We start from the raw sequence: 23,967 nt of genomic DNA on the forward strand, positions 1-23,967 counted from the left end.
TCACCTCATGCGCAAGAAGCTTCGCTTTCTTTCGTTCGCCGCCGTCGCGCTTCTTCTCACGGCCCAGGCCCACGCTGCCGGCTCCGGCATGCCGTGGGAACAGCCGCTGCAGCAGATTCTGGAATCGGTGCAGGGGCCGGTCGCCAAGATCCTCGCGGTGATCATCATCATCACCACCGGTCTGACCCTTGCCTTCGGCGACACGGCGGGCGGTTTCCGCCGGCTGATCCAGATCGTCTTCGGCCTGTCGATCGCCTTCGCGGCCTCGAGCTTCTTTCTTTCCTTCTTCTCCTTTGGCGGCGGGGCAGTCGTCTGATGAGCACCGGAGAGCAGCATATCGAAGGCTTCGAGGTTCTGATCAATCGGGCGCTCACCGAGCCGATCCTGCTCGGCGGCGCGCCGCGGGCGGTGGCGATCCTCAATGGCACGGTGGCCGCGGCCATCGGCCTAGGCCTGCAGCAGTGGATTGGCGGTCTAGTGCTCTGGATCGCCGGCCACACGCTCGCGGTCTTTGCCGCACGGCGTGATCCGGATTTTGCCAGCGTGCTTGTCCGTCATCTTCGTCAAAAGGGCTGGCTTGCATGCTGAAGCTTTCCGAATACCGCGGCAAAGCCGACCGGCTTGCCGACCATCTGCCCTGGGCAGCACTCGTCGCGCCCGGCATCGTGCTCAATAAGGATGGCAGCTTCCAACGGACATTGCGGTTTCGTGGCCCCGACCTTGAAAGCGCGACGGAGGCCGAACTCATCGGCATATGCGCGCGGGCAAACAATGCGCTGAGAAGGCTCGGCTCTGGCTGGGCATTATTCTTCGAGGCCGAGCGCATCGAAGCGCTGGGCTATGCGAGCTCGGCCCTTCCCGATGCTGCCTCATGGCTGATCGATGAGGAACGGCGCGCGGCCTTCGAGGGCAAGGTCGCGCATTTCGAGAGCATCTATCATCTGACCTTGGTCTTCATGCCTGGGCCCGATGGCCAAGCGCGCGCGGAAAGTGCTCTCGTCGACTCGCATGACTTGGGAGGGGAAAGAGACTGGCGCCAGGAGCTTGCCCGGTTCCGAGACGAGACTGACCGCGTTCTCGATCTTCTTTCGGGCTTCGTGCCCGAGGTGCGCGCGCTCGACGATGCCGAGACCCTGACGTACCTGCACGGCACGATCTCGACACGCCGTCATCCGGTCGCCGTGCCGGAAACGCCAATGTATCTCGACGGCGTCCTGGTTGACGCGCCGCTGACCGGCGGCCTAGAGCCGATGCTGGGCGAGCAGCATCTGCGCACGCTCACAGTTCTCGGCTTTCCGAACGTCACCCGGCCAGGAATCCTTGACGCGCTCAATAACCAGGATTTCGCCTATCGCTGGGTGACGCGCTTCATTCCACTCGACAAGGCGGAAGCCACGAAGACGCTGACTCGGCTCCGGCGGCAGTGGTTTGCCAAGCGCAAATCGATCGCGGCTATTCTGCGCGAGGTGGTGACCAACGAACCGGTGCCTCTCGTCGACAGCGACGCCGACAACAAGGCGCTCGATGCCGATGCAGCACTGCAGGCATTGGGCGGCGATCATGTCGGCTTCGGCTATCTCACCACAACGGTGACGGTGTGGGATCAGAACCGTAAAGCCGCCGCGGAAAAGCTTCGCGCCGTCGAGCGGATCGTCAACGGGCTCGGCTTCACCACCATTCGCGAAAGCATCAATGCCGTCGAAGCGTGGCTTGGTTCATTGCCGGGTCATGTCTACGCCAACGTTCGCCAGCCGCTCGTTCACACGCTTAACCTTGCCCATCTCGTGCCGCTGTCGTCCGTGTGGGCAGGTCCAGCGGAGAACGAGCACCTTGCCGAGGTCACCGGCGATTACGCTCCGCCGCTTCTTTTCGCCGAAACCAGCGGCTCGACGCCGTTTCGGCTTTCGACCCATATCGGCGATGTCGGCCACATGCTGATTGTCGGGCCGACCGGTGCCGGCAAGTCGGTTCTGCTTGCCCTGATCGCTTTGCAGTTCCGGCGCTACGCTGGCGCGCAAATCTATGTCTTCGACAAAGGCAATTCGGCCCGCGCCGCCGCGCTTGCCATGGGCGGCGACCACCATGCGTTGGGTGCGAATGGTGCGCTTGGTTTCCAGCCGCTGCGCCACATCGACGACCCGGCCACACAGAGCTGGGCGGCCGAATGGATCGCCGGCCTCATTGCCCACGAGAATGTCACCGTCACCCCGGAGGTGAAGGAGGCAATCTGGTCGGCGCTCACCAGCCTCGCCACCGCGCCGGCGCAGGAACGCACGCTGACTGGCCTGTCGGTCCTGCTTCAGTCCAATGCGCTCAAATCGGCATTGATGCCCTACACGCTCGACGGACCATTCGGCCGGCTGCTCGATGCCGATGACGACCGGCTGGCCATCTCGGATGTGCAGTGTTTCGAAACCCAGGAGCTGATGCACAGCCAAGGCGCTGTGCTGCCTGTGCTCACCTATCTGTTCCATCGTCTTGAGGACCGGTTTGACGGGCGGCCGACGCTGCTCATGCTCGACGAGGCCTGGGTCTATCTCGACAACCCGCTCTTTGCCGCCCGCATCCGCGAATGGCTTAAGGTGCTGCGTAAGAAAAACGTCTCCGTCATCTTCGCGACGCAGTCGCTTGCCGACATCGCCGGCTCTTCTATCGCACCCGCAATCATCGAGAGCTGCCCGCAGCGCATTTTTCTCCCCAATGATCGTGCGGTGGAGCCGCAGGCACGGGCAGCCTATGAGCGCTTCGGTCTTAATGAGCGACAGATCGAATTGGTCGCCCGCGCCACGCCGAAGCGCCACTACTATCTGCAGTCGCGCCGCGGCAATCGCCTCTTCGAGCTCGGGCTAGGCCCGATCGCTCTTGCGCTTTGCGGCGCCTCCGACCCGGCCGCGCAGACCCTGATCGACAATATTCTTTCCGAAGAAGGGCAGGGCAGCTTTGCCGCCCGTTTCTTCAGTGCGCGCGGCCTGGATTGGGCTGCCGAGCTTCTCCAGCAATTTCCTCAACCTAACAAGGAGCAATCGTCATGATCGGACGCCGCCTTTTTACTAGCCTGGTCACCGTTTCCCTGATTGCCAAACCGATGGCTGACTACGTCCAGCCGGCCTATGCGCTCATCGTGTTTGACCCGTCCAACTATACGCAGAATGTGCTGTCGGCAGCACGCGCATTGGAGCAGATCAACAACCAAATCCAGTCGCTTCAGAACCAGGCGACCATGCTGCAGAACATGGCGCGCAACCTTCAGCGCCTGGATTTCTCTTCCGTGGGCCAGCTTACCGGCTCGCTCCAACGGATTGACGGTCTGATGACCCAGGCGAGCGGCCTGAGCTTCGATCTCGACAAGCTGCAGGACCAGTGGCGCCAGCAATATCCGGAAAGCTACGACGCCACCATCAAGGTCAGCGATGTGGCGAGCGCCGCGCGCGAGCGCTGGCAGAGCGCCATGCAGGCGTTCCGCCAGACCATGAGCGCGCAGTCGCAGATAGTCGAGAACGTGCAGGCCGATGGCGACCTGCTTACCGACCTCGTCAATCGCAGTCAGGGCGCGGCAGGTGCCCTCGAGGCAAGCCAGGCCACCAATCAGCTGATCGCGCTTTCGACCAAGCAGCAGATGCAGATCCAGACGCTGCTTGCGACCCAGTTCCGGGCCGAGGCCGAGGATGCGGCGCGCAAGGCGCAGTCTGAGGAAGCCGCTCGCGAGACGACGAAGCGTTTCCTGGGCACCGGCACGGCTTATCCCGGCAACTGAGCGGCAGTTCTTCAAGACAACGAGGAAGGCGGCGACATGAACGACCTCGGAGTCATCGATCGCTTCATGGAGACCTTTACCCGCTACATTGACAGTGGGTTCGGTCTGCTTTCGGGCGACGTCGCCTTTCTCACCACCATTCTGATCGGCATTGACATCACGCTCGCGGGCTTGGTCTGGGCGTTCGGCGGCGAGCCCAACATACTTGGCCGGCTTGTTCGCAAAGTGCTCTATGTCGGCGCCTTCGCCTTCGTCCTGAACAATTTCAAGAACCTCGCCGACATAATTTACCGCTCCTTTGCCGGTCTCGGCATCAACGCATCGGCCGGCAACCTGTCCGCCGACAGTCTCCTGCGGCCAGGCCGCATTGCCGCGGCCGGCTTCGAGGGCGCCTGGCCGCTCCTCAATCAAGCGAGCCAGCTAGTAGGCTTCCCCGAGATCTTCGGTAACGCGCTCACCATCTTCGTGCTGCTTCTGGCCTGGTTCCTGGTCCTCATCGCCTTCTTCATTCTTTCCATCCAGCTCTTCATCACCATCCTCGAGTTCAAGCTCACCACGCTGGCCGGCTTCGTCCTGGTGCCCTTCGCGCTCTGGAACCGTTCGGCGTTTCTGGCCGAGCGCGTGCTCGGCAATGTGATTTCGTCGGGCATCAAGGTGATGGTGCTTGCCGTCATCGTCGGCATCGGCTCCACGCTCTTTGGCGAGTTCGCTTCCGCCCTGCAGGGCCAGGAGCCGGACCTGGCGGCGGCCATGTCTCAGGTACTGGGTGCGCTGGCGCTGCTTGGGCTCGGCATTTTCGGCCCCGGGATTGCCTCGGGTCTTGTTTCCGGCGCGCCGCAGCTTGGCGCCGGCGCGGCACTTGGAACAACGGCGGCCGCAGCTGGATCAACGCTCGTTGCCGGAGGCGCTGCGTTTGCCGGCGCGCGCATGGCAACAGGCGGCGGCCTCGCCGCAGTCCGTGCCGGCACCGCCATGGGGTCCGCTGCCATCGTCGCTTGGCAGACGGGGCGCGCGACATCGCCCGAGTCCGGGCTGTCCGGGGTAGCTGCTGGGCTGCAGGGGGTTGCGAGTGCCGCTAGCGGCGCCGCGATGCGGGGAATGCGATCCGCAGCAGAACCATTCCGCCGTAGTGCCGACGCCGGTCGCAATGCCGGCTGGACCGCGACCGGCGGCATGCCGACCAGCTCGATGAGCGGAAGCTCTCCAGTTATAGCTCCCGCAGCCGCGCCTGCCTGGGCAAGGCGTCTGCGTTCCGAACAGACCGCACGCGCCCATCGCCATGCTGCCACGCAGGCGGTGCGCGATGGAGATCGGGGCGGAAGCGGCGCCAATCCCTCCCTCAATGACAAGGAAGACTAGATGCTCTTCAAGCGACCCGTTCACCGTTATGGAAAGACGCCCGAACCCGTAACACCCTACCAGAAGGCCAGCCAACTCTGGGATGAGCGCATCGGCGCGGCGCGCGTCCAGGCCAAGAACTGGCGCTTCATGGCCTTTGGCTGCCTGGCTCTGACGACGGGGCTTTCCGGTGGGCTTCTGTGGCAGTCGATGCAGGGCCGCGTCGTGCCTTATGTCGTCGAAGTCGACCGCTTTGGCGAGGCGCACGCGGTCGCGCCGGCAGTCCAAAACTACCATCCCGACGATGCCCAGATCGCCTGGCATCTCAGCCGCTTCATCCAGAATGTCCGTTCGGTTTCCACCGATGCGGTTCTGGTGCGGCAGAATTGGCTGTCGGCCTACGACTTTGCCACCGACCGAGCGGCGCTCTTCCTCAACGAATATGCCAAGGCGAACGACCCTTTCGGCCAAATCGGCACGCGCAGCGTGTCAGTGCAGGTGACCAGCGTGGTCAGGGCTTCCGACAGCTCGTTCCAGGTCAAATGGACCGAGCAGGTGTTCGAGCGCGGCAGCCTCGCCAGCACGACGCGCTGGATCGGGATCCTCACCATCCTCATCCGCGCGCCTAGGACAACCGAGCAGCTGCGCAAGAACCCGCTCGGCGTCTTCATCAACGCCATCGACTGGTCGCGCGAGCTCGACAGCGCCGCGCCAACCCCCGTTTCCCCTAAGGAGCCCGCCAATGACAAATAGAGCCCCATTGCTTCGTGCTGCCTTGATCCTGTCGGCGTCTGCTGCGGTTCTTTCGGCCTGTGCCTCGAAACCAGTGCCGCCGCCTCAGATTTCCTATGACCACGAGGACTTCAAACCAGCCGCGATCGAGAAGGCGCCGGAGAAGCCGGTCAAGGTCGTGGAAGTGCCGAAACCGTTACCGTTGCCTGGTCAGTTGATGCCCGCACCCGGCAAGCCCGCCCCAGATAAGCGCTCGCCGGAAGAACAGGTCGCCGATGCCAACAAGGCGGCGACGCAACAACCCACCAAGTTTGGCTATGTCAATGCGGTGCAGGTTTACCCCTTTGCCGACGGCGCGCTCTACCAGCTCTACGCCGCGCCGGAGCGCGTCACCGATATCTCATTGCAGCGGGGCGAGAAGCTGAACTCGGTCTCAGCCGGCGATACGGTCCGTTGGGTGATCGGTGACACCGTTAGTGGCTCAGGCGATGACCAGCGCACTCATGTGCTGGTGAAGCCATTCGCGCCGGGGCTTGCCACCAATCTGGTCATCACGACGGACAGGCGATCCTATCACCTGCAGCTTCAAAGCACTGAGAAAACTGCCATGGCGGCGCTCTCCTGGATTTACAGCGAAGACCAACTCGTGGCGCTTCGGCGGCGCAACGCTCAGGCAGAGGCTGAAATGCCCGCGGCCTCGAACGTAGCACTCGAAAACATCCGCTTCCGCTATTCGATCACCGGCGACACGCCGCCGTGGAGACCGACGCGCGCCTTCGATGATGGCAGCAAGGTCTACATAGAGTTCCCGAAGCGCATCGATCAGGGCGAGGCGCCACCGCTCTTCATCGTCGGAGCCGACGGCGATAACCAACTCGTGAACTACCGGATGCGCGGCAACTACTACGTCGTCGATCGCCTCTTTGCTGCCGCCGAGCTAAGGCTGGGCACCAAACAGCAGCAGGTGGTGCGCATCACGAGAACCGACGGTCGGCAACCGCCGCGGCGGGTTTCGCTGTTTTCGCGCTTTGGCAGGTAAGGGGAGGCTCATGACCGATACTTCCCACCCGAATGCTCCGCCGAAGCTCAATCCCGAACAGTTGCAGCTGCGAGCCTCACCCCGCCGAGCGGTGCGGTTCAGGCGCGGCATAATCGTCGCGATCGCAGCTGTTGGCTCCGGCACCATCTTTGGCGTCACGATGATGGCGCTGCAGGGGCCGGCACTGCGCCTGAAGCAGCAGGCTGAAGAGCTTTACAGCACGGACCGCAAGCCGACCGCCGAGGGACTTGAATCGCTGCCCAAGGACTATTCCGGGAGCAAGCCGAAGGCTCCGGTGCTTGGACCGCCGCTGCCCGGCGATCTCGGCCGCCCTATTCTCGAGCACCAGCGCCAGCTTGGCATCGCGCCCGGGCAAGACGTTTCCGCCGAGGCGCAGCGGCTTGCACAACAAGCGATTGAAGCGCGCGAGTCGCAAGTCCTGTTCCGCATCGAAACCCGACTCCAGCAAACGGAAGCTTTTGGCAATGGGCAGGGCGGACGTTCGCCTTTCGAGACGGCGTCTCCGCAGCCAGATACCGAAGGCCAGCGAGCTTCCGTCGCGCCGGCCGAGGGCGACCAGAACAATCAACAGCGCAAGCTCGATTTCATCGATCAACGGAACACCGGCGGGATCTACAACCCGCATGCACTGCAGACGCCGGCTTCGCCCTATCAGATCATGGCCGGTAGCGTGATCGCTGCAAGCCTGATCACCGGCATCAATTCCGATCTGCCCGGCCTTGTCGTCGCCCAGATCACCGAGAATGTGCACGACAGCGTCACCGGCAGCATCCTGCTCATCCCGCAGGGCTCACGGCTGATCGGCACCTACGACAGCGTTGTAGCCATTGGGCAAAGGCGCGCTCTGTTGGTGTGGCAACGCATCGTGATGCCGGACGGCTCCTCTACCGAAATCGACAATCTGCCCGTGACCGACGCGGCCGGCTATGCCGGGCTCGAGGACAAGGTGGATTTCCATACTTGGCAGTTGATCAAGGGCGTCGCGGTAGCCACATTGCTGGGGGTTGGTACCGAGTTGAGCTTTGGGGAAAATGAAAGCGACTTGGTCAAGGCAATTCGTGAATCCACCCAGCAGAACGTCAGTCAAGCGGGCCAACGGATCACTGAAAAGAACCTGAACGTCCAACCCACGATCACCGTGCGCCCTGGTTGGCCGTTGCGCGTCATCGTGCACAAGGACCTCGTGTTGCGGCCATACACGGGGTGAACAGGAGGACTTCATGGCGAACCTGAAACTCGGAAAACTTCCGGATCGGACACCTTCGAAGATCACCATCACCGTTGGCGCCGCGTTGAGCCAAGCACTCAACGACTATGCCGCTCTTTACCGTCGGACCTATGGCGAGTCCGAAACCGTGGCTGACCTGATCCCCTTTATGCTGGTCGGGTTTCTGGAAGGTGACCGGGCATTTGCCAAGGCCAGAAAGGAAGGTTTGCCGGGCGCCGGCGCGTCGGAGAAACCGCGAAGGCAATCATCTTCCACACCGGACAACGCGTAACGCTTGGTGTCGCACCGCTAGGTTCTTGATGCTGACCGCGTTGCCACCGATCCCAGCAAGCGCTTCGCAAAATTTGATATCAGGCGTTCGCTTTACGCTTTGAGATAGGTTTCTTGGCCGGAGCAGCCTTCCCTCCCCCAAACCTAACGATTTTGCCAGCGCTGATCGGGCGGCCGAATAGTTCGGGGCGACCATGGGATAGTCCTTCGCCAGTCCCCACCTCGCCCGGTATTCATCGGGCGTCATCCGTGCCGGGTTGCCAGATGGCGCTTGAGTGACTTGTATTTCTGCTCCATCTTCAAGACTGATTATGTAGTCTGGGAGGACGGACCTTTTAGGATGACGGCTTCGGAGCCGTTTCTTCAGTTGGCGCCCTGTCCGATCTTAGTCAATGCCGAATTTAGACTAGCGATCAAATCGGGCAATCCAGAGACCGGAACCGCGTTCCTCTGGATAGGCCGAAAAGATATCCGCAGTAAGTGCGAATAGATTACTGCCGGCTTCTTCAGACATCATCACGCTCCTAGTCCTCTGATTGCAAATGAAGCGGCCGCCTGAATCTAGTCTCTGCTAGTCTCGGTTGAGCGTGAGATTCAATACCAATTCTTGGCGGAGAATTTGCGATAGAGTTGCGTCAGGAGGTCACGCTGGCAGTTCCAACTCTGGTTTTAACCCAAAACGTCAATGAACTTTGGAAATTGGTTTTTTCCAGTGAGCTTGACCTTTATGTCGAGCTTGCTCGCCACGGCATTACTCCCGGGCCAGCCGAGCGAATAACGATCGATGACTTCCTGGCTTGGCGCCCTCGCGGTCCCTCCATAAGCAAGCGCTCAAAGCGCTGGTGGCTTGGCTCTGGCACTAGTTCGCAAATGCCGCCAGCACCTCCAATGGTGGGGTCTTGCGAAGGATACGTCGATCTCTTCCGTTCGATGGGAAGCGCTTCCACCGCATCACGGGCTGCGGCCAGCTCCCGCACGGGTTGCGCCGAGAAATCGCCGGTATGGTCAGTCTTTTCCCGGCCCACAGCGGTCAGTGTAAGGTTCTGCAAACAGGGGTCAGATTTTTCTCGGCTCTACGGAAGGATGTTTCGCGCCGCGCGCCGGCCGGCCCAGCTCATTTCCTATTTCCTACGTTTCGACCTGCCAGGCCAAGGCAGCTCGCCGTCAAGCTCGCGGAGGCCGTAGGTCTCCTCCTCCCATCGCTTCCGTTCAGCCGCCGGGGGCGGGAGATCTTCATCATCGAACCAGAGCAGCGTCAGGGTCTGATCCCAGGCGGCGAGGTGGCGGACGTCTTCGTAGAGAGAACCTTCACGCTCCCAGCCCTCGAACCACTGATCCGGCTCGGCTTCCTCGGGGCCTGCCGCCGCTGCCCCCGCCCGCACCCGGGCGCTGTAGGAGTCGCTTGGCAAATCCATTCCGAGGCGCACCCAAGCCTTGGCGCCTCGCAGGGATGTGGAACGCGAGCAGTAACGAACCTTGCCGCCCTCGGAGAGCACGAAGGCGCATAGTTCGCGCGAGAAGGTGGCGAAACGTGAGCCCGTCGACATCAAGGAAGCGTCGAATTCGTCGGCCAGGTCGCTGACTGCGGCGAAATTCATGTCAGCCGCATCGACTCTCGGCTTGAACAGCTTGAATGGAAGCAATAGCTCGGCCGCGAACACGTCGCAGGCGATCTCGCCGGGCGGCCTACGCGTGAAACTCCAGCTCGGCGACCTATGATCCGCCGCTATGCCGAGGGCCTCGTGAGCCACTTCGTGACAGATGCTAAAGCGCTGCCGACGGCTGTTGTGGGCGCAGTTCACGCAAATGCGGTACTTGCCGTTCGACAACCGCACCGACCATGCGTCCTCATGTTCCTGAAGCACTTCCTGCTTCACGGTACCTCCGACTTGCGCCGCGTAGGCGTTTACTGAGACCGGAAGCGCCAATGGACCGCTCTTGGCGATGAAGTCGCGTGCCTTCATCGCGACGGAGAGTTCATCCATCTTCGTCCTCGCTCATGAACCGGCGGATGCGGGCAAGGGAGGTCGCGTAGTCGGGGCGGGCGCCACGGTTCACGACGGTGGTAAGCATATGGAACTCTTCGAATGAAACTCGATCATCGGCCCTCGCGAACTCGGCAAGATCGGGGTCGACATTGGGGTGACTTGATAGAAACCGCAGGATCTTGACTTCCCGCTCGGACGGCGCCAGACCGCTGAGCAGCTTGTTCACCACCTCGTCGGACGGCGCTTCCTTCGCACCCGTCTCGAGGCGGTAGATGTAGGCGTGATCGACTTCGCTCCGCTGAGCCAACTCTCGCAGGCTAAGATCGCCGCGAAGCCCCTTCAGCCAAATTCCTAACGCAGACTCCGGCATCCGCCCTCCTTGACATTCGCCACAATATCTCCCATTCTGTTGTCCAGACAGACAACGCGCTCTGGGTTGGTCTCGTGCCGAACAGGGCGTTTTTGAGAGCCTAAGTGTTGTCTGTCCGGACAGCAAGATGCCATCCGGCAGAGCGAAACGCAAGCACCGCGAAGCGGAGAAAGTAGTAAAAATGTCAGTCAATGTCGCTGCGCACCTGGTGCGTATCCATGTCGACCGGGAGATTTTCGAGTCGCCCGACCCCACAACGGGCAAAGCGCTCTACGCGCTGGCCGAGATCCCGAACCACCGTGAGTTGTTCCGGGAGGTGCCGGGTGATCACGAGGACAAACTCGTACCGCGCGACGACACTGTGATCGACCTGAAGAAGGATGATCACTTCTACAGCCAGAAGGCTGTGACAGTTGGCATCAATGGCGAGCCCTTCGAAACCACTGAAACTCGTCTCTCGTTCGAGGAACTGGTGAAGATCGCGTTCCCCGTCCTGCCGACGGGAACGTGCATCGAATTCACAGTGACCTACCGTGATGGCCCCCCGTCGAACCCCAAAGGCACGCTCACGGCTGGCCACTCCGTGAAGATCAAAAACAGGATGAAGTTCGATGTCACGGCGACCGATCGATCGTAGCCCGCCGCTGAAGCGGCTTCGAGACGAGGGCTACAGCGTCGACGTGGTCACGGGATATCTCGTGATCCGTGACGTACCCTATGTTGACAGCAACCGGCAGGTAAAGCGCGGCGTGTTGTTCGCCCCATTGGAGGTGACCAACGACGTTGCGAAGCCGCCCAAGGATCACCAGACCAAGTGGTCCGGCGATCACCCTTGCAACGAGGACGGCAGCAAGATCCAGGGGCTTGGCGACAGCGACTTGGGTGACGGCCTGAAGATCGACGGGATGCCGGTGCGCTGGAACTTTTCCTGTAAGCCCAAGCCCGCCGACCGCTACGATGATTTCCATCAAAAGATGGCGCACTACGTGGCGAAAATCTCGGGCCCGGCACAGGTGATCGAGCCGGGTGTGACGGCGCAATCCTTCAAGCCTTACGCGCCCGACGAGGACGACAGCGTCTTTCTTTACGAGGACACGGCCAGTAGTCGCGCCGACATCGTGGCAATCGCGCTAAAGCTCAAGCCGCTGAAGGTTGGCATCGTCGGCCTGGGCGGCACGGGCTCCTACGTCCTGGATTATCTCGCCAAGACCCACGTCCGCGAAATCCACCTCTTCGACAACGACGGGTTCAACCAGCACAACGCCTTTCGGGCGCCGGGCGCGCCTTCAGGCGAAGAACTGGAGGAGGAGCTCTCCAAGGTCGAGTTTCACGCGCGTACCTACAGCAAAATGCGCCGCGGCATCGTCCCGCACAAGGTCAAGCTTACCCCTGAGAACCTTCACCTGCTGGAAGGCCTTGACTTCGTGTTCCTGTGCATGGAGGGGACCGGGAAGCGGCCGATCGTCCAAAAACTGGAGGCAATAAACATCCCGTTCGTAGATGTGGGCATGGGCCTGACGGTGCACAACGAGAGCCTGCGGGGCCAGATACGTACAACGACCAGCACGCCTACCAAGCGCGAGCACGTCCACAACGGGAAACGCATCGCGTTCATGACGACAGAAGAGGTCAACGAGTACGACAAAAACATTCAGGTGGTGGAACTCAACGCTCTGAATGCTGCCTTTGCAGTCATCAAGTTCAAGAAGCTTTTCGGTTTCTACGATGACGACACCCACGAACATTTCAGCATCTTCGTGCTCGCGGGCGCCGAGACGATCAACGAGGACAGCGAATGAAGAGACCCTACAAGATCCGACACGAGTTCGTGGAGTTCGTCCCGAGGGTCCGCGAGGCCGGTGTCCTCTATGTTTCGATCCCGTATGCAACCGCAGTCCATGATTGCTTCTGCGGTTGTGGCACCAAGGTGGTGACACCGATTAGCCCGGTAGGCTGGCAACTCACCTTTGACGGCGAGAGCGTCAGTCTCTCGCCGTCAGTCGGGAACTGGTCATTCGCCTGCCGGTCCCACTATTTCATCCGTATGGACACAGTGGTCTGGGCAGGCGACATGTCGGAGGACGAGATTGCGTGGGGCAGGATGCGCGACAAGGCGGCGCGCGAAGGTCACTTCGGTGGCCATGTCGAGCCGCTCGCTTCGCCGAAGGCCGAGGTCGCGAAAACCAAATCTAGAGGTTTCTGGTCGTGGCTGACCGGCGGTCGTTAACACGTGCCGCGCTTCGGGCCCGCGCAGATGCGAGTCTCATAGGCCTACGTCTGGGCCGGGACCTTGAGGCCGCTCTCATAGGTCGCGCTTTCCGTAGAGCATCCAACTCGGCTGACCTTTCAGAGTGGCACCTAGGCCCGAATCGCGTCAGGCGGAGGCCGTTTCCCAAGAGTGCACTGCGGTCTCCGGTGAAATTTCGAATTTTGGCAGAATAAAAAGGCCAGCAAGCGAGTTGATAGTCGGCCTCGTGCTGCTTACATCGTGCACTGCGAAGTAAGGGGGGTGGCGTGGTTTATTTCAACAAAATTGCCGGATGGATGGGTTTTCCTCACCTGAGTGTGTCTCTCGGGCTGACGTATTCGTTTACAATTGCCTATAAACTGAAAGACAGGACTGACGAGAAGTGGACCGCCTGGTTTATTCGATTCAAAGACAAGAATAATAAAGCCGAGTGGGGTGCGGCGACGGTTCTATACGATGCTGCTCCGACTCTCATCAAGCACTTAGGTATTGATCCCAAACGCGCCTCATTTATCCCCGCGCTTTCGTCCAAGGAAACGAAAGCCGACCCAAGCCGCTCAATACCGTGGATTACCAAGGAATGCGCAAAAACTGTGGGGGCGCAATATTCCGACAGCATCCTATCCAAGAATGTCCATCAGAAGATTCATACGATTTATTCCGCTGAGGGTCGCTCCGCTGAGCTGGATAAGGCTAAGTATCAGTCGGCAAAAATAGATGCGGACCATGTCTTCGTTTTCGATGACTTCATCACGCGAGGTGATACGCTGTCTCGCATCGCGCTAGCGGTGCTTGCCGCTAATCCGAAATGCAAGGTGTATGGGATTGCGCTCGCGAAAGCGGAGAGTGTTGCTTACTGCCCGAATCCCGAGAACGATCATGTTCCTGCTAGGTGGGATACGCTATGGGGGCAGGGCGAACGGGAGCACGACGCGAAGTTCAAGAAGGATTAGAGCAATGGCTTCATCGCCCGTGTCATCGACATCAGTAGCGCTAGTCGCTTTGATGAAGCTCAAAGGTCTCGGCCGGCGGGGGGCCTTGCGCATCGTTAATGGGCCTGTGCCTGACCGTGATGCGAAAGACGTTGTGGTGGACAGGGCGGCGCGGGCGAAGGTATCGGAAAGCGCACTGTTAGAGGCATGGGATCGAGCTCAGGACGAGTTGGAGAAAACGCTAAATAGCGATACGAAGTTTTTCTCATTCCATGACGAAGGGTACCCTCAGCGCCTTCGTAATATCCCAGATCCTCCTGCCGTCTTGTATGTAAGGGGAGCCGTGGCAGGACTCCACGCGACGAAGTGCCTTGCCGTCGTGGGGACGCGTGAGCCAACTCCTTATGGTGAAGCTGTTGCTAGGAAGTCGGCAGCGGCGGCAGCAAGCGAGGGCTTCACTATCGTGAGTGGCTTAGCACATGGCTGCGATACTCTTGGTCACGAAGGCTGCTTGGATGCCCACGGTGTGGGGGTCGCAGTGATGGCCCACGGCTTGGACAAAGTTTATCCCGCCGCCAATCGGGGACTGGCAACTCGCTTAATTGAAAACGGCGGCTGTTTGGTCAGCGAATATCCTCTTGGTGTCACTCCTATGCGGACAGCTTTTGCCGAGCGAGATCGCATCCAAAGTGGTCTCTCCGACGCAGTGCTAGTGGTGGAGACGGATGTGAAGGGTGGGACCATGCACACGGTGCGGTTCTGCCGAGAGCAGAAGCGTGCGCTGGCGTGCATTGATCATCCCGATAAGTGGAAGCACGAGGACAAGACGAAGGGCAATCAGATGATGATTGCTCAGCACTGGGCCCGCGCCATATCCGATGGGGTCGCCTTGACGCAGTTCTTGCTGCACGTCCAGCAGGTCGAACGCTCTCCAGCAAAAAGACCGGAGCGCGCATTGGACATCGATCCTCAAACTCGGTTGGGTTTCTGAGATGATTATTTTCGACTTCGATCAAACTCTCGTGGACACCTCCACAGTTGAGCACCTTCGCGCCGCTCGGGACTGGAAGGCGGTTATGGCCCAAGCCCCGAAACTGGCCGTCTACGGCGGAATTACCGAGTTGCTCATCGAGCTACATGCGGCTGGTCACACATTGGCTATCGTTACAAAAAGCCCCGACATGGTGCCGAAGGCCTTCATAAAGGCACATGCCTGGCCGATAGATATTGTGGTCGGCTATCATCACGTGAAAAACCGAAAGCCGCACCCGGAGGGTCTTTTGCTTGCGATGTCAAAAGCGGGAGGAAAACCTCACAATACTTATCATGTCGGCGATCAGCCTCAGGATACCGAGGCTTCGCGTGGAGCCAACGTCGCCGCGTTGGGCTCGGCATGGGGCTGCCTCGACGTGGCAGGTTTGGAAGCCTCGAAACCAGACGCTATTTTCTCGTCTGTCGGCGAACTGCGCGACTACCTCAAAAAGAAGCTCGACCTGAAATAACCCGCTCAGTCGAAGGTGTCCCCGGAGTCGGTGACAGGGCTCTCCTGCATGACCGTGATCGACGATCCGTCGCTTCCACCGTTCGCGTGATGTCGCGCGGTCTACTTCGGGCAGACGTCGCGGCGCTGCCAATCCGGCTCCTCCATCGACGTTCAGGGGGGCATCTCGAAGGCCGGCGACGAGGACGTGCGGCGGGCGCTCTGCGAGACGGCGTTGGGCCAGAGACGCGCTTCAACGGCTCCGACAAGGTCAAAAGCTGGGGCCAGGGATCGCCGAACGCTCATTTCACTGCAAGGCCTGCGTCAAGTTGACCGTGATCATGCACGCAGTCTATGGACCGGCCGCGCGGTGCAAGGGAATTCGAAACGGGTGGTCGAGTACGGTCCGCGCCAATCTATCCTTCCTCTCACTGGAGCCTATGCTCCGGGCGATCATGGTAATCCGCTCACACCCGATCTTCCTATTTGGCAGTCGCAAAACTCGAAACGGTCACGCTAGAGACTTTGTACGACGGGCGCGAAAGCGGCTGGTCCTCTGACGAGTTTGCCTATCTCAATATAGGTTAATATATGAGGATCACCCATATAGGAACCTATATGGGGTAAGGTTTGATATAGTGGCATATATTGACACCCGTCATATAGGAGCCTATATCAGGCTAGCTCATACAGAGATCGTATACGCCATGAAGATCAGAACAGCTCGGGACATTGGTATCCTGATCAAGGAGGCCCGCACCCGTCGCGGCCTGTCCCAGGCTGCCTTGGCCAAGATAATCAACACCACGCAGACGTGGGTGTCGTGGATCGAGAACGGCAAGCCCAGCGCCGAGATCGGTAACGTGCTGCTGGCGCTGACTACGCTTGGTGTGGAGCTGGACTTTCAAATCCCGCCGGCGCCGACGTCAGCTGCTGATCATCATCATAATGCCGATGAACGGCATGTCGACGATGACGACGACGAGATTCCCTACAAGCTCTAGGTGACGATGATCATGGTGAACCCGATCGACACCCTCGACGTCCATATCGCTGGCAGACCGGTTGGGTGGCTCCACCACCTGCAGGGCGGCAAGCTTTCGTTCTCCTATCAAGAGGCATGGATGGAGGGCCGGGTGGCGATCCCGCTTTCCCTGTCCATGCCGACGATCACCAGGACCTACGAGGGCAAGGTCGTCGAGGCATTCCTCTGGGGTCTGCTGCCGGATAATGAGCAGACCCTCGCCAGATGGGCGCAGAGGTTCCAGGTCTCCGCCCGAAACCCGTTTGCCCTGCTCAAGAATGTCGGCCGCGACTGCGCCGGCGCCGTCCAGTTCCTTCCGCGTGGCCACCAGGTTTCCCGCGGCGAGAACGTGGAGTTGCTCACGGAGGCGCAGATTGGCGACCGCCTGCGCGACCTCCGCAAGGATGGTGCGGCGACCCGGCGAATCGGCGATCCTGGTCAGTTCAGTCTCGCTGGTGCGCAGGCAAAGACGGCGTTCCATTTCGACAAGGGCAGCAATCGCTGGGGGATCCCTCTAGGCGACACGCCCACGACACACATCTTCAAGCCGCCTTTGCCGCACTTGCACGGGCATACCGAGAACGAGCATTTCTGCCTGCAGCTTGCATGCAAGCTCGGCATGGACGCTGCACACAGCCAGGTTCTCGACTTCGCAGGCGAAAAGGCGATCGTTCTCGAGCGCTACGACCGCCGCAACATCGACGGCAAGACCATCCGCATCCATCAGGAGGACATGTGCCAGGCCCTATCGGTGATGCCGACGCTAAAGTACGAGAACCAGGGTGGGCCAGGTATCACGGCGATCTCCAAAAAGGTGCTGGCGGCCTCCATGGAACCCGTCCAAGACCGTCAGACCTTCATGGCCGCGAACGTCTTCAACTGGATCATCGCCGGCACGGACGCGCATGCAAAGAACTATTCGATGCTGCTGGGTGCCCAGGGCGAGGCCCGCCTAGCTCCGCTCTACGACATCTCCTCCATTCTGCCGCACCTCGGCGAGGGAGAGATCCAGGCTGAGATGCGCGACCTTAAACTGGCGATGAAGATCGACAGAGCCTACCCGATCGAGGAGATCATGCCGCGCCACTGGCGTCGCTGTGCGTCCTCAGCAAAGGTTGGCGGCGAGTACACAATGCGGACGATCCGCCATCAGCTCGCGGTGATACCGGACATGTCATCGGAATGCGCGCAAGAGCTTCGCCAGGAGGGGATCATCCATGAGATCGTTGGTCGCCTCGTCGACGCGATCACGACGCGCATCCAGGGCTTGTCCCGGATCTATGGAGAGGAAGCCGCCGCGGAGCCCGTGTAGGTTGTGGAGGTGAAAGTCGGGCGGGGATAGCGGATCCACGGACTAATGTCGGCGAAACGGACGGACCGCACACTGCCCATGGCATTCTCGCTCTGATAGGCCCGGGCCGGGTAGGTGCCCGGTTTCGGAACCGGCCATCGGCATCTTGAATGACGGGAATGGGGTCGGTTGCAGAACGGCAGCTTCCCGCCGAATGTGGTCAACTTTCTCTCCAGGAAATCTGACAATGCGGGCCTACGATTTGGCGTCGAGTTGTGGCTTTTTTTAACGGTCAGTATGATTTCCGGCGGTTGGAGATCTGTTTCGGCGTTTGATCAACGGCCGCTGTTGGGTTCAAAGTGGATGGTCGCGTTGGTGTGTGGACAGCAGGCTTGCGGCGTCCCTCGATTGAGATCACCCGCAGGTTTTTGCTCTTGAGTTCATCCAGGTAATCGGCCCACCACTGCATCATCTTGACGCGCTCCTCCCAGTGCTCTGCCCGGGCGTAGGCGCGCCGAACGTCGTTGTTCTCAATGTGGGCCAGCTGCCGCTCTATGGCGTCCGGATGCCACTTGCCGCATTCGTTCAGCAGAGTTGATGCCGTTGCTCGAAAACCATGCGCGGTAGCTTCATCCTTGCTGTAACCCATACGACGCAGTGAGGCGTTAAGCGTATTGTCGGAAATCGGACGCGAAGCCGACCGAACACTAGGAAACAGCAGCGATCCATCACCAGAGATTTCTCTCAGTGAAGTCAGGACGCTGATCGCTTGCTTTGATAGGGGTACGCGGTGCGGCCGTCGCATTTTCATGCGTGCTTCAGGGATCGTCCACACCGAGCTTTCAAAATCGAACTCTTCCCATTCAGCGGCGCGAAGCTCGCCGGGGCGGGGAAACAGCAGCGCTATCAGCTTTAGACCGGCTCGGGTTGTAGGCTGTCCATCAAATGCATCGATCCCCCTCAGCAAACCGCCCAAGGCCTTCGGATCGGTAATCGCGGCGCGAGACGTTACCTTCGGACTGATGAGTGCGCCTCTGAGGGCGAAGGTCGGATCTGTCTCGGCGCGTGCGGTCGCGATTGCGTATCGAAACACGCTGCCGACGGTGGAGCGCAGTCGCCTGGCCGACTCGTATCGACCGCGAACCTCGACTCGACGGAGGGCGGTAAGGATGATAGCCGGATCGATCTTCCGAATGCACTTATCGCCGATTATCGGATAGGCAAAGTCGAGCAGCCATTTCACCTTGCTGATCGTCCGGACGGCACGTCCCTCCTTCTTCAGCTTGTCAACATATTCGTCCGCGATTGAGCGAAAGGAGTCCTTTGCCGAATCGGCCTTCCGCAAGCTGCGTTCCTTTCCAGGGTCGACGCCAGCTAGCAGGAGCCTTTTAGCATCATCGCGCGCCTCCCGTGCCTCAGCGAGAGAGATAAGCGGATAGCTCCCCAGCGCGAGCAGTTTCTGCTTGCCGTCAAAGCGGTAGGCGAGCCGCCAGAGGCGAGAGCCCGTGGGCTGTACCCATAGCTGCAGCCCGCCCCCGTCAGACAATTTCACGAGTTTGGAAGCAGGGCGGGCGTTTCGACATTTCACGTCGGATAGGGCCATTCGTCAGGTCTCCCTTGGCTGTTTCGATACCATCAGGATGTCGAATACCAACGGAAATACCATCCCCCCGCCTCGTTGGACCAAATGCGCCCGAAGCGCTCTCTGTCCCGCTTAATTGCGCAATGCGACGGAAAAAGATCAACAATCCCAGTGGCTTGCAGAAGCGGCAGCGTAGAAGGTTCGGCTTAACGGAGTGTCGGGAGAAGAGGGGATGGTGCCCAGAGGCGGATTCGAACCACCGACACGCGGATTTTCAGTCCGCTGCTCTACCAACTGAGCTATCTGGGCCTCGCCGGCAAACGAGACATCGCCTGACCGGATTTCAGGAAAGCGCCGTGGGGCACCCCTTGAAAGCGCGTGGGTTATAGCACGGGAATCCGGCCTGTCCAGCGCCTAAGCGCTGATTTTCCGGGGCAATTGTCGCAGACAATACCGACGCCGGCAAAGCAGCAATTGCGTAAGGTCGGCGAAGTGGAATTGCGCGGCCGGCACCGCCCAAACCCTACTTCGGCTCGTCGCTCTCGTCCTCGTCATCCCGCGCGGTGATGACATAGGCGCCCTTCAGCCAGCGGTTGAGGTCGATGTCCTTGCAGCGCTTCGAGCAGAACGGATAGGTCTCGCGCGCCGACGGCTTGCCGCATTCGGGGCAGGGGCGCTTCGGGCGCAGTGGTGTGACCTTATCGTCCAGGCTCATGGCCGCGCGGTATGCCAGCTGGTGTGGACCTTGAAGCCTTCGCCCGAAAGCAGCGCCACCGTCTCGTAGAGCGGCAGGCCGACGATGTTGGTGTAGGAGCCGACCAGCTTGACGACGAACGACCCGGCGAGACCCTGGACGGCATAGCCGCCGGCCTTGCCGCGCCATTCGCCGGAGGCGACATAGGCGTCGATCTCCTCGCGTGGAAGCCGCTTGAAGCGTACCCTGGATTCAACCAGCCTTTGGCGCAGCTTGCCGCCCGGCGTAATCAGGCAGATGCCGGAATAGACCCGGTGCGAACGGCCCGAAAGCAGTCCAAGGCAATTGGCGGCGTCGTCCAGCGTCTCGGCCTTGGGCAGGATGCGGCGACCGACCGCGACCACCGTATCGGCGGCCAGCACGAAACTTGGCGCATAGTCTTCCTCGCTTTTCAGCGAGGCCAGCGCCTTCTCGGCCTTTTCCTTCGACAGCCGCTTGGCCAGCGAGCGCGGATGTTCGGCGCGCAGCGGCGTTTCGTCGACATCGGCTGGCAGCACGCGGTCCGGCTCGATGCCGGCCTGTTGCAACAGTTCGATCCGGCGCGGCGAACCAGAGGCAAGCACGAGCTTCTGCAGGATGCTCATCGCGGTTCGCGCCGGACTGTTACTTGAAACGGTAGGTGATGCGGCCCTTGGTCAGGTCATAGGGCGTCATCTCGACCAGGACCTTGTCGCCGGTCAGCACACGGATGCGGTTCTTGCGCATGCGGCCAGCCGTATGGGCGATGATCTCGTGTTCGTTTTCGAGCTTCACCCGGAACATCGCGTTGGGCAACAATTCCGTCACGACACCCGGAAACTCGAGGACTTCTTCCTTCGGCATTCGATACCTTTGCTTGGATTGCAGTTCCGGCGCCCTGGAGCGCCCAGGCCGGAATTTCGGCGGAACCTATATGATAATCGTGCGCTTGTGAACACGCTTAGATCGCGTCATATGCGACGCGCTCCAAGCTTTCGTTTTATGCATGTCGTTGTCTCAAAACCGGGACCGCTTTTGAGCGACATGCATCAATCCGCCGCGTTTTTTACCTCCGGAAGCAGAAAACGTCGGCTGATGCGCGCTTTCAGCCGTTCTCTCACGTCGCGATAGCTGGCCATGATCTGCTCGCGCCTGCCGCCGACATCGGTCGGATCCGGCATCGGCCAGTATTCGACGTCGACGGCAAGCGAGCGGGTGAGTTCGAGCGCGGCGTGGTGGGCTTCCGGCGCCAGGGTGACGATCAGGTCGAAATAATCGTCCTCGAGATCGTCCATCGAGCGCGGCTGGCGCTCGCCCAGCGTCAGGCCCTCTTCGGCCAGCACCGCGTCGACGAACGGATCGCGCTCGCCCCTGTGCACGCCGGCAGAGGCGACGAAAGTGGCCGGCGGCAGCATGCGCCGCGCCAGTTGCTCGGCCATCGGCGAACGCACGGCGTTCATGCCGCACAAGAACAGGATCGAGCGGGGCGCCCCAGTCAGGTCTAACCCCGCCAGTGCAGCACGCAGACCAGCGTGAACAGCCGCCGCGCCGTGTCGAAGTCGATGTCGATCTTGCCGGCCAGCCGGTCCATCAACGTCTGCGAGCCTTCATTGTGCAGGCCGCGCCGGCCCATGTCGATCGCCTCGATATGGCTCGGCGTCGAGGAGCGGATGGCGTCGTAGTAGCTTTCGCAGATCAGGTAATAGTCCTTGACGATGCGCCTGAGCGGCGTCAGCGACAGGATATGGGTGACGACATCAGCACCATCCTCGCGGGCGACCGCAAACACCAGCCGGGATTCGGCCAGCGAGAGCTTCAGCCGATAGGGCCCGGCGCCGTCATCATTGACCGGCTGAAAGCTGTTCTCCTCGATCAGGTCGAAGATCGCCACCGCGCGCTCATGTTCGACATCGGGCGTCGAACGGCCGATCGACTCGTCGAGCTCGACATCGATCAGCCTTGCGCGGGTTTGATCGCCGTCCACCATCGCCGCCTACATGTTCAGCCGGATGGCGACGGAGCGGCCATGCGCGTCGAGGCCTTCCGCCTTGGCCAGCGCAATCGCCGCCGGCGCAAGTGCTCTCAGCTGCTCCGGCCCGAGCTTCAGGATCGAGGTGCGCTTGACGAAATCGAGCACCGACAGGCCCGAAGAGAAGCGCGCCGAACGCGCCGTCGGCAGCACGTGGTTGGAGCCGCCGACATAGTCGCCGATGACTTCGGGCGTATGGCGTCCCAGAAACACAGCACCCGCATTGCGCATCCTGGCCAGGAAGCCTTCGGCATCGTCGATAGCAAGCTCGACATGTTCCGCGGCGATGCGGTCGACCAGCGGCAGCGAGGCCTCGATGGTCTCCACCAGGATCACCGCACCGAAATCGCGCCAGCTGGCAGCCGCCGTCTCGGCGCGCGACAGGCTCTGCAGCTGCCGCTCGACCGCCTGTTCGACTGCTTTTCCAAACGCAGGATCGTTGGTGATCAGGATCGACTGCGCCGACACGTCATGCTCGGCCTGAGCGAGAAGATCAGCGGCAATCCAGTCGGGGTCGTTGCTGCCGTCTGCCACGACCAGCACTTCAGACGGTCCGGCGATCATGTCGATGCCGACCGTGCCGAACACCTGGCGCTTGGCGGCGGCGACATAGGCATTGCCGGGCCCGACGATCTTGGCGACCGGCCGGATCGTCTCGGTGCCATAGGCAAGGGCGGCAATCGCCTGCGCGCCGCCGACGCGGTAGATCTCCGAAACGCCTGATATATCGGCGGCCACCAGCACCAGTGGGTTGATGATGCCGCCCGGCGCCGGCACGACGATGACGATGCGCTCGACGCCTGCCACCCTGGCCGGCACGGCGTTCATCAGCACCGAGCTTGGATAGCTCGCCGTGCCGCCGGGCACATAGAGCCCGACCGCCTCGATCGCTGTCCAGCGCGAACCCAACTCGACCCCGGCGGCATCGGTATAGCGATCGTCCTTGGGCATTTGTCGCTCGTGATGGGATCGGATGCGGTCGCGCGCGAACTTGAGCGCATCGACCGTCTGCGGATCGGCGTCTTTGTAGGCCTGCGCGATGTCGTCCTTCGACACGGCGATGCCGAGACTATTGAGGTCGGCCTTGTCGAATTTCAGCGTGTAGTCGACCAGGGCAGCGTCGCCCTCGGCACGAATCCGCGCAATGATGGCGCGCACGGCAGTGTCGACGTCCTCCGATACTTCCCGCTTGGTGGTCAGGAAGGCGGCGAAACGCTGCGCGAAACCGGCATCGGATTGGATAAGCGTAATGGCCATCGGCTGCGTCTAGATCATGGTGAGATTTGCTTGAAATCTCATCATGATCTAGCCCTTTGTTGGAGCATGATCTCTGGACAAACGATTCCCGTTTTGTCCAACAAAAACCGGCACCCACTTTTTGGGATCATGCTCTAGACCCTGTGCACCGGACGCGAGGTGGCTTCCCAGGCGCCGCCTATGTCGGCAAGCCGTGCCTCGATGCATTCGACGTCGAGCATGATCGCGCCGCCGCCGGAAAAGACCAACTCGACGATGCCGGCCGGCTTGCTGATTTCGATAAAGCTGATTGCCAGCAGCGACAGCACCTCGGCCGGCCGATCGCGGGCAATGCCGCTGGTCTTGGCGCCGAGCACGCGGTCGAAATGCAACACCGCCTGGCGCCGCTCATTATGCTGGCTGAACAGCCCGGACTTCGCCTCCCAGACGAAGCGGTTCATGGTCAATATGAAACGCTTGGCCGAAGGCAGGTATTCGAGATCCGAGACCTTCATCACGGCGTCCTGGACGTGAGCCGAGACGATGCTCAGATCCTGATCGTCGAGCGCAATGAGTTTGAGGGCTGCCATGCCGAATGCACACCTGAAAGTTGGTTTCAGCCTTCTGTTAGGCGGTCTTTCCGGTCCGTGCAACCGCGACACAAACTCAACCCGAGGCTAGGGCCTCGGGTTT

Annotated in this window: 28 protein-coding genes and 1 tRNA gene; 18 read left to right on the plus strand and 11 right to left on the minus strand. The window is 60.8% G+C overall.

Annotation, left to right across the window (positions count from 1 at the left end; translation table 11 throughout):
• Positions 1-7 precede the first annotated feature (7 nt).
• From X751_RS136790 to X751_RS136750, 9 genes are read left to right on the plus strand one after another with little or no spacing between them, the layout of a single operon-like run.
• Complete coding sequence (locus tag X751_RS136790) at positions 8-316, plus strand: TrbC/VirB2 family protein (protein WP_023669260.1); 309 nt, start codon at positions 8-10, stop codon at positions 314-316.
• Positions 316-588, plus strand: coding sequence for a VirB3 family type IV secretion system protein (locus X751_RS136785; RefSeq protein WP_023669261.1), 273 nt, complete (start codon positions 316-318; stop codon positions 586-588). Before X751_RS136790 ends, X751_RS136785 begins: the two co-directional genes overlap by 1 nt.
• A complete protein-coding gene (trbE, locus tag X751_RS136780; protein WP_023669262.1) occupies positions 582-3,032 on the plus strand; it encodes a conjugal transfer protein TrbE in 2,451 nt (816 codons plus the stop codon). The genes X751_RS136785 and trbE overlap by 7 nt, the downstream gene beginning before the upstream one ends.
• A complete protein-coding gene (trbJ, locus tag X751_RS136775; protein ID WP_023669263.1) occupies positions 3,029-3,754 on the plus strand; it encodes a P-type conjugative transfer protein TrbJ in 726 nt (241 codons plus the stop codon). Before trbE ends, trbJ begins: the two co-directional genes overlap by 4 nt.
• 36 nt (positions 3,755-3,790) lie before the next feature.
• Complete coding sequence (gene trbL, locus X751_RS136770) at positions 3,791-5,113, plus strand: P-type conjugative transfer protein TrbL (protein WP_023746227.1); 1,323 nt, start codon at positions 3,791-3,793, stop codon at positions 5,111-5,113.
• Positions 5,114-5,845 carry a conjugal transfer protein TrbF gene (trbF, locus tag X751_RS136765; protein ID WP_023669265.1) on the plus strand — a complete coding sequence of 244 codons (732 nt, stop codon included), beginning with the start codon at positions 5,114-5,116 and terminating at the stop codon, positions 5,843-5,845.
• Positions 5,835-6,863, plus strand: coding sequence for a P-type conjugative transfer protein TrbG (gene trbG, locus X751_RS136760; protein ID WP_023669266.1), 1,029 nt, complete (start codon positions 5,835-5,837; stop codon positions 6,861-6,863). The genes trbF and trbG overlap by 11 nt, the downstream gene beginning before the upstream one ends.
• Positions 6,864-6,873: 10 nt before the next feature.
• Positions 6,874-8,091, plus strand: a complete 1,218-nt coding sequence (locus tag X751_RS136755; protein WP_023746228.1) for a TrbI/VirB10 family protein — start codon at positions 6,874-6,876, stop codon at positions 8,089-8,091.
• A 13-nt stretch (positions 8,092-8,104) separates the two neighbouring features.
• On the plus strand, positions 8,105-8,383 hold the full coding sequence (locus tag X751_RS136750) for a DUF2274 domain-containing protein (RefSeq protein WP_023669268.1): 279 nt from the start codon (positions 8,105-8,107) through the stop codon (positions 8,381-8,383).
• A 1,120-nt stretch (positions 8,384-9,503) separates the two neighbouring features.
• Here X751_RS136750 and X751_RS136745 read toward each other — a convergent pair.
• Positions 9,504-10,367, minus strand: coding sequence for an ImmA/IrrE family metallo-endopeptidase (locus X751_RS136745; RefSeq protein WP_031214820.1), 864 nt, complete (start codon positions 10,365-10,367; stop codon positions 9,504-9,506).
• A complete protein-coding gene (locus X751_RS136740) occupies positions 10,360-10,740 on the minus strand; it encodes a helix-turn-helix transcriptional regulator (protein WP_023669270.1) in 381 nt (126 codons plus the stop codon). Before X751_RS136740 ends, X751_RS136745 begins: the two co-directional genes overlap by 8 nt.
• 127 nt (positions 10,741-10,867) lie before the next feature.
• On the opposite strand from X751_RS136740, the gene X751_RS1000000164915 reads away from it, so the two are divergent.
• From X751_RS1000000164915 to X751_RS136720, 9 genes are all read left to right on the plus strand, one after another.
• Positions 10,868-11,377 carry a multiubiquitin domain-containing protein gene (locus tag X751_RS1000000164915; protein WP_023746229.1) on the plus strand — a complete coding sequence of 170 codons (510 nt, stop codon included), beginning with the start codon at positions 10,868-10,870 and terminating at the stop codon, positions 11,375-11,377.
• Positions 11,352-12,539, plus strand: a complete 1,188-nt coding sequence (locus X751_RS136735) for a ThiF family adenylyltransferase (RefSeq protein ID WP_023746230.1) — start codon at positions 11,352-11,354, stop codon at positions 12,537-12,539. Before X751_RS1000000164915 ends, X751_RS136735 begins: the two co-directional genes overlap by 26 nt.
• Positions 12,536-12,967 carry a DUF6527 family protein gene (locus X751_RS136730; protein WP_023669273.1) on the plus strand — a complete coding sequence of 144 codons (432 nt, stop codon included), beginning with the start codon at positions 12,536-12,538 and terminating at the stop codon, positions 12,965-12,967. Before X751_RS136735 ends, X751_RS136730 begins: the two co-directional genes overlap by 4 nt.
• Before the next feature lie 287 nt (positions 12,968-13,254).
• Positions 13,255-13,941, plus strand: coding sequence for a phosphoribosyltransferase (locus tag X751_RS1000000167650; RefSeq protein WP_198022479.1), 687 nt, complete (start codon positions 13,255-13,257; stop codon positions 13,939-13,941).
• An 85-nt stretch (positions 13,942-14,026) separates the two neighbouring features.
• Positions 14,027-14,911, plus strand: a complete 885-nt coding sequence (locus tag X751_RS0134520; protein ID WP_198022480.1) for a DNA-processing protein DprA — start codon at positions 14,027-14,029, stop codon at positions 14,909-14,911.
• Between the two features lies 1 nt (position 14,912).
• Positions 14,913-15,422: an HAD-IA family hydrolase gene (locus tag X751_RS1000000164920; protein ID WP_023669276.1), complete on the plus strand. Its 510-nt coding sequence runs from the start codon at positions 14,913-14,915 to the stop codon at positions 15,420-15,422.
• Between the two features lie 162 nt (positions 15,423-15,584).
• Positions 15,585-15,920, plus strand: coding sequence for a hypothetical protein (locus X751_RS1000000166385; RefSeq protein WP_348524589.1), 336 nt, complete (start codon positions 15,585-15,587; stop codon positions 15,918-15,920).
• 187 nt (positions 15,921-16,107) lie between these two features.
• Positions 16,108-16,404, plus strand: a complete 297-nt coding sequence (locus X751_RS1000000166390; RefSeq protein ID WP_023669277.1) for a helix-turn-helix domain-containing protein — start codon at positions 16,108-16,110, stop codon at positions 16,402-16,404.
• A gap of 12 nt (positions 16,405-16,416) precedes the next feature.
• Positions 16,417-17,736 (plus strand): type II toxin-antitoxin system HipA family toxin, encoded by a 1,320-nt coding sequence (locus tag X751_RS136720; RefSeq protein WP_023669278.1) that lies wholly within the window; start codon positions 16,417-16,419, stop codon positions 17,734-17,736.
• Positions 17,737-18,007: 271 nt separating this feature from the next.
• Here the strand turns inward: X751_RS136720 and X751_RS136715 are convergent, their stop codons facing one another.
• From X751_RS136715 to X751_RS136675, 9 genes are all read right to left on the minus strand, one after another.
• A complete protein-coding gene (locus X751_RS136715) occupies positions 18,008-19,318 on the minus strand; it encodes an integrase arm-type DNA-binding domain-containing protein (RefSeq protein WP_023746231.1) in 1,311 nt (436 codons plus the stop codon).
• Between the two features lie 212 nt (positions 19,319-19,530).
• Positions 19,531-19,606 (minus strand) — tRNA-Phe (locus tag X751_RS136710).
• Between the two features lie 214 nt (positions 19,607-19,820).
• On the minus strand, positions 19,821-20,012 hold the full coding sequence (gene yacG, locus X751_RS136705; RefSeq protein WP_023669280.1) for a DNA gyrase inhibitor YacG: 192 nt from the start codon (positions 20,010-20,012) through the stop codon (positions 19,821-19,823).
• The gene (locus tag X751_RS136700; RefSeq protein WP_023681911.1) at positions 20,009-20,635 is read right to left on the minus strand and encodes a Maf-like protein; all 627 of its coding nucleotides are present in this window, start codon (positions 20,633-20,635) and stop codon (positions 20,009-20,011) included. Before X751_RS136700 ends, yacG begins: the two co-directional genes overlap by 4 nt.
• Before the next feature lie 19 nt (positions 20,636-20,654).
• Positions 20,655-20,873, minus strand: a complete 219-nt coding sequence (gene infA / locus X751_RS136695; protein WP_006200926.1) for a translation initiation factor IF-1 — start codon at positions 20,871-20,873, stop codon at positions 20,655-20,657.
• A gap of 185 nt (positions 20,874-21,058) precedes the next feature.
• Positions 21,059-21,523 (minus strand): low molecular weight phosphatase family protein, encoded by a 465-nt coding sequence (locus tag X751_RS136690; protein ID WP_081725519.1) that lies wholly within the window; start codon positions 21,521-21,523, stop codon positions 21,059-21,061.
• Complete coding sequence (locus X751_RS136685) at positions 21,511-21,996, minus strand: UPF0262 family protein (RefSeq protein WP_023746232.1); 486 nt, start codon at positions 21,994-21,996, stop codon at positions 21,511-21,513. The genes X751_RS136690 and X751_RS136685 overlap by 13 nt, the downstream gene beginning before the upstream one ends.
• Positions 21,997-22,002: 6 nt before the next feature.
• Positions 22,003-23,295: a histidinol dehydrogenase gene (hisD, locus tag X751_RS136680; RefSeq protein ID WP_023746233.1), complete on the minus strand. Its 1,293-nt coding sequence runs from the start codon at positions 23,293-23,295 to the stop codon at positions 22,003-22,005.
• Positions 23,296-23,429: 134 nt separating this feature from the next.
• Positions 23,430-23,864: a DUF2948 family protein gene (locus X751_RS136675; RefSeq protein WP_023692404.1), complete on the minus strand. Its 435-nt coding sequence runs from the start codon at positions 23,862-23,864 to the stop codon at positions 23,430-23,432.
• Positions 23,865-23,967: the final 103 nt, after the last annotated feature.

Origin of the sequence: Mesorhizobium sp. LNJC394B00, assembly GCF_000502555.1 — a bacterium.
In the GTDB taxonomy this organism is placed as follows: Bacteria; Pseudomonadota; Alphaproteobacteria; order Rhizobiales; family Rhizobiaceae; genus Mesorhizobium.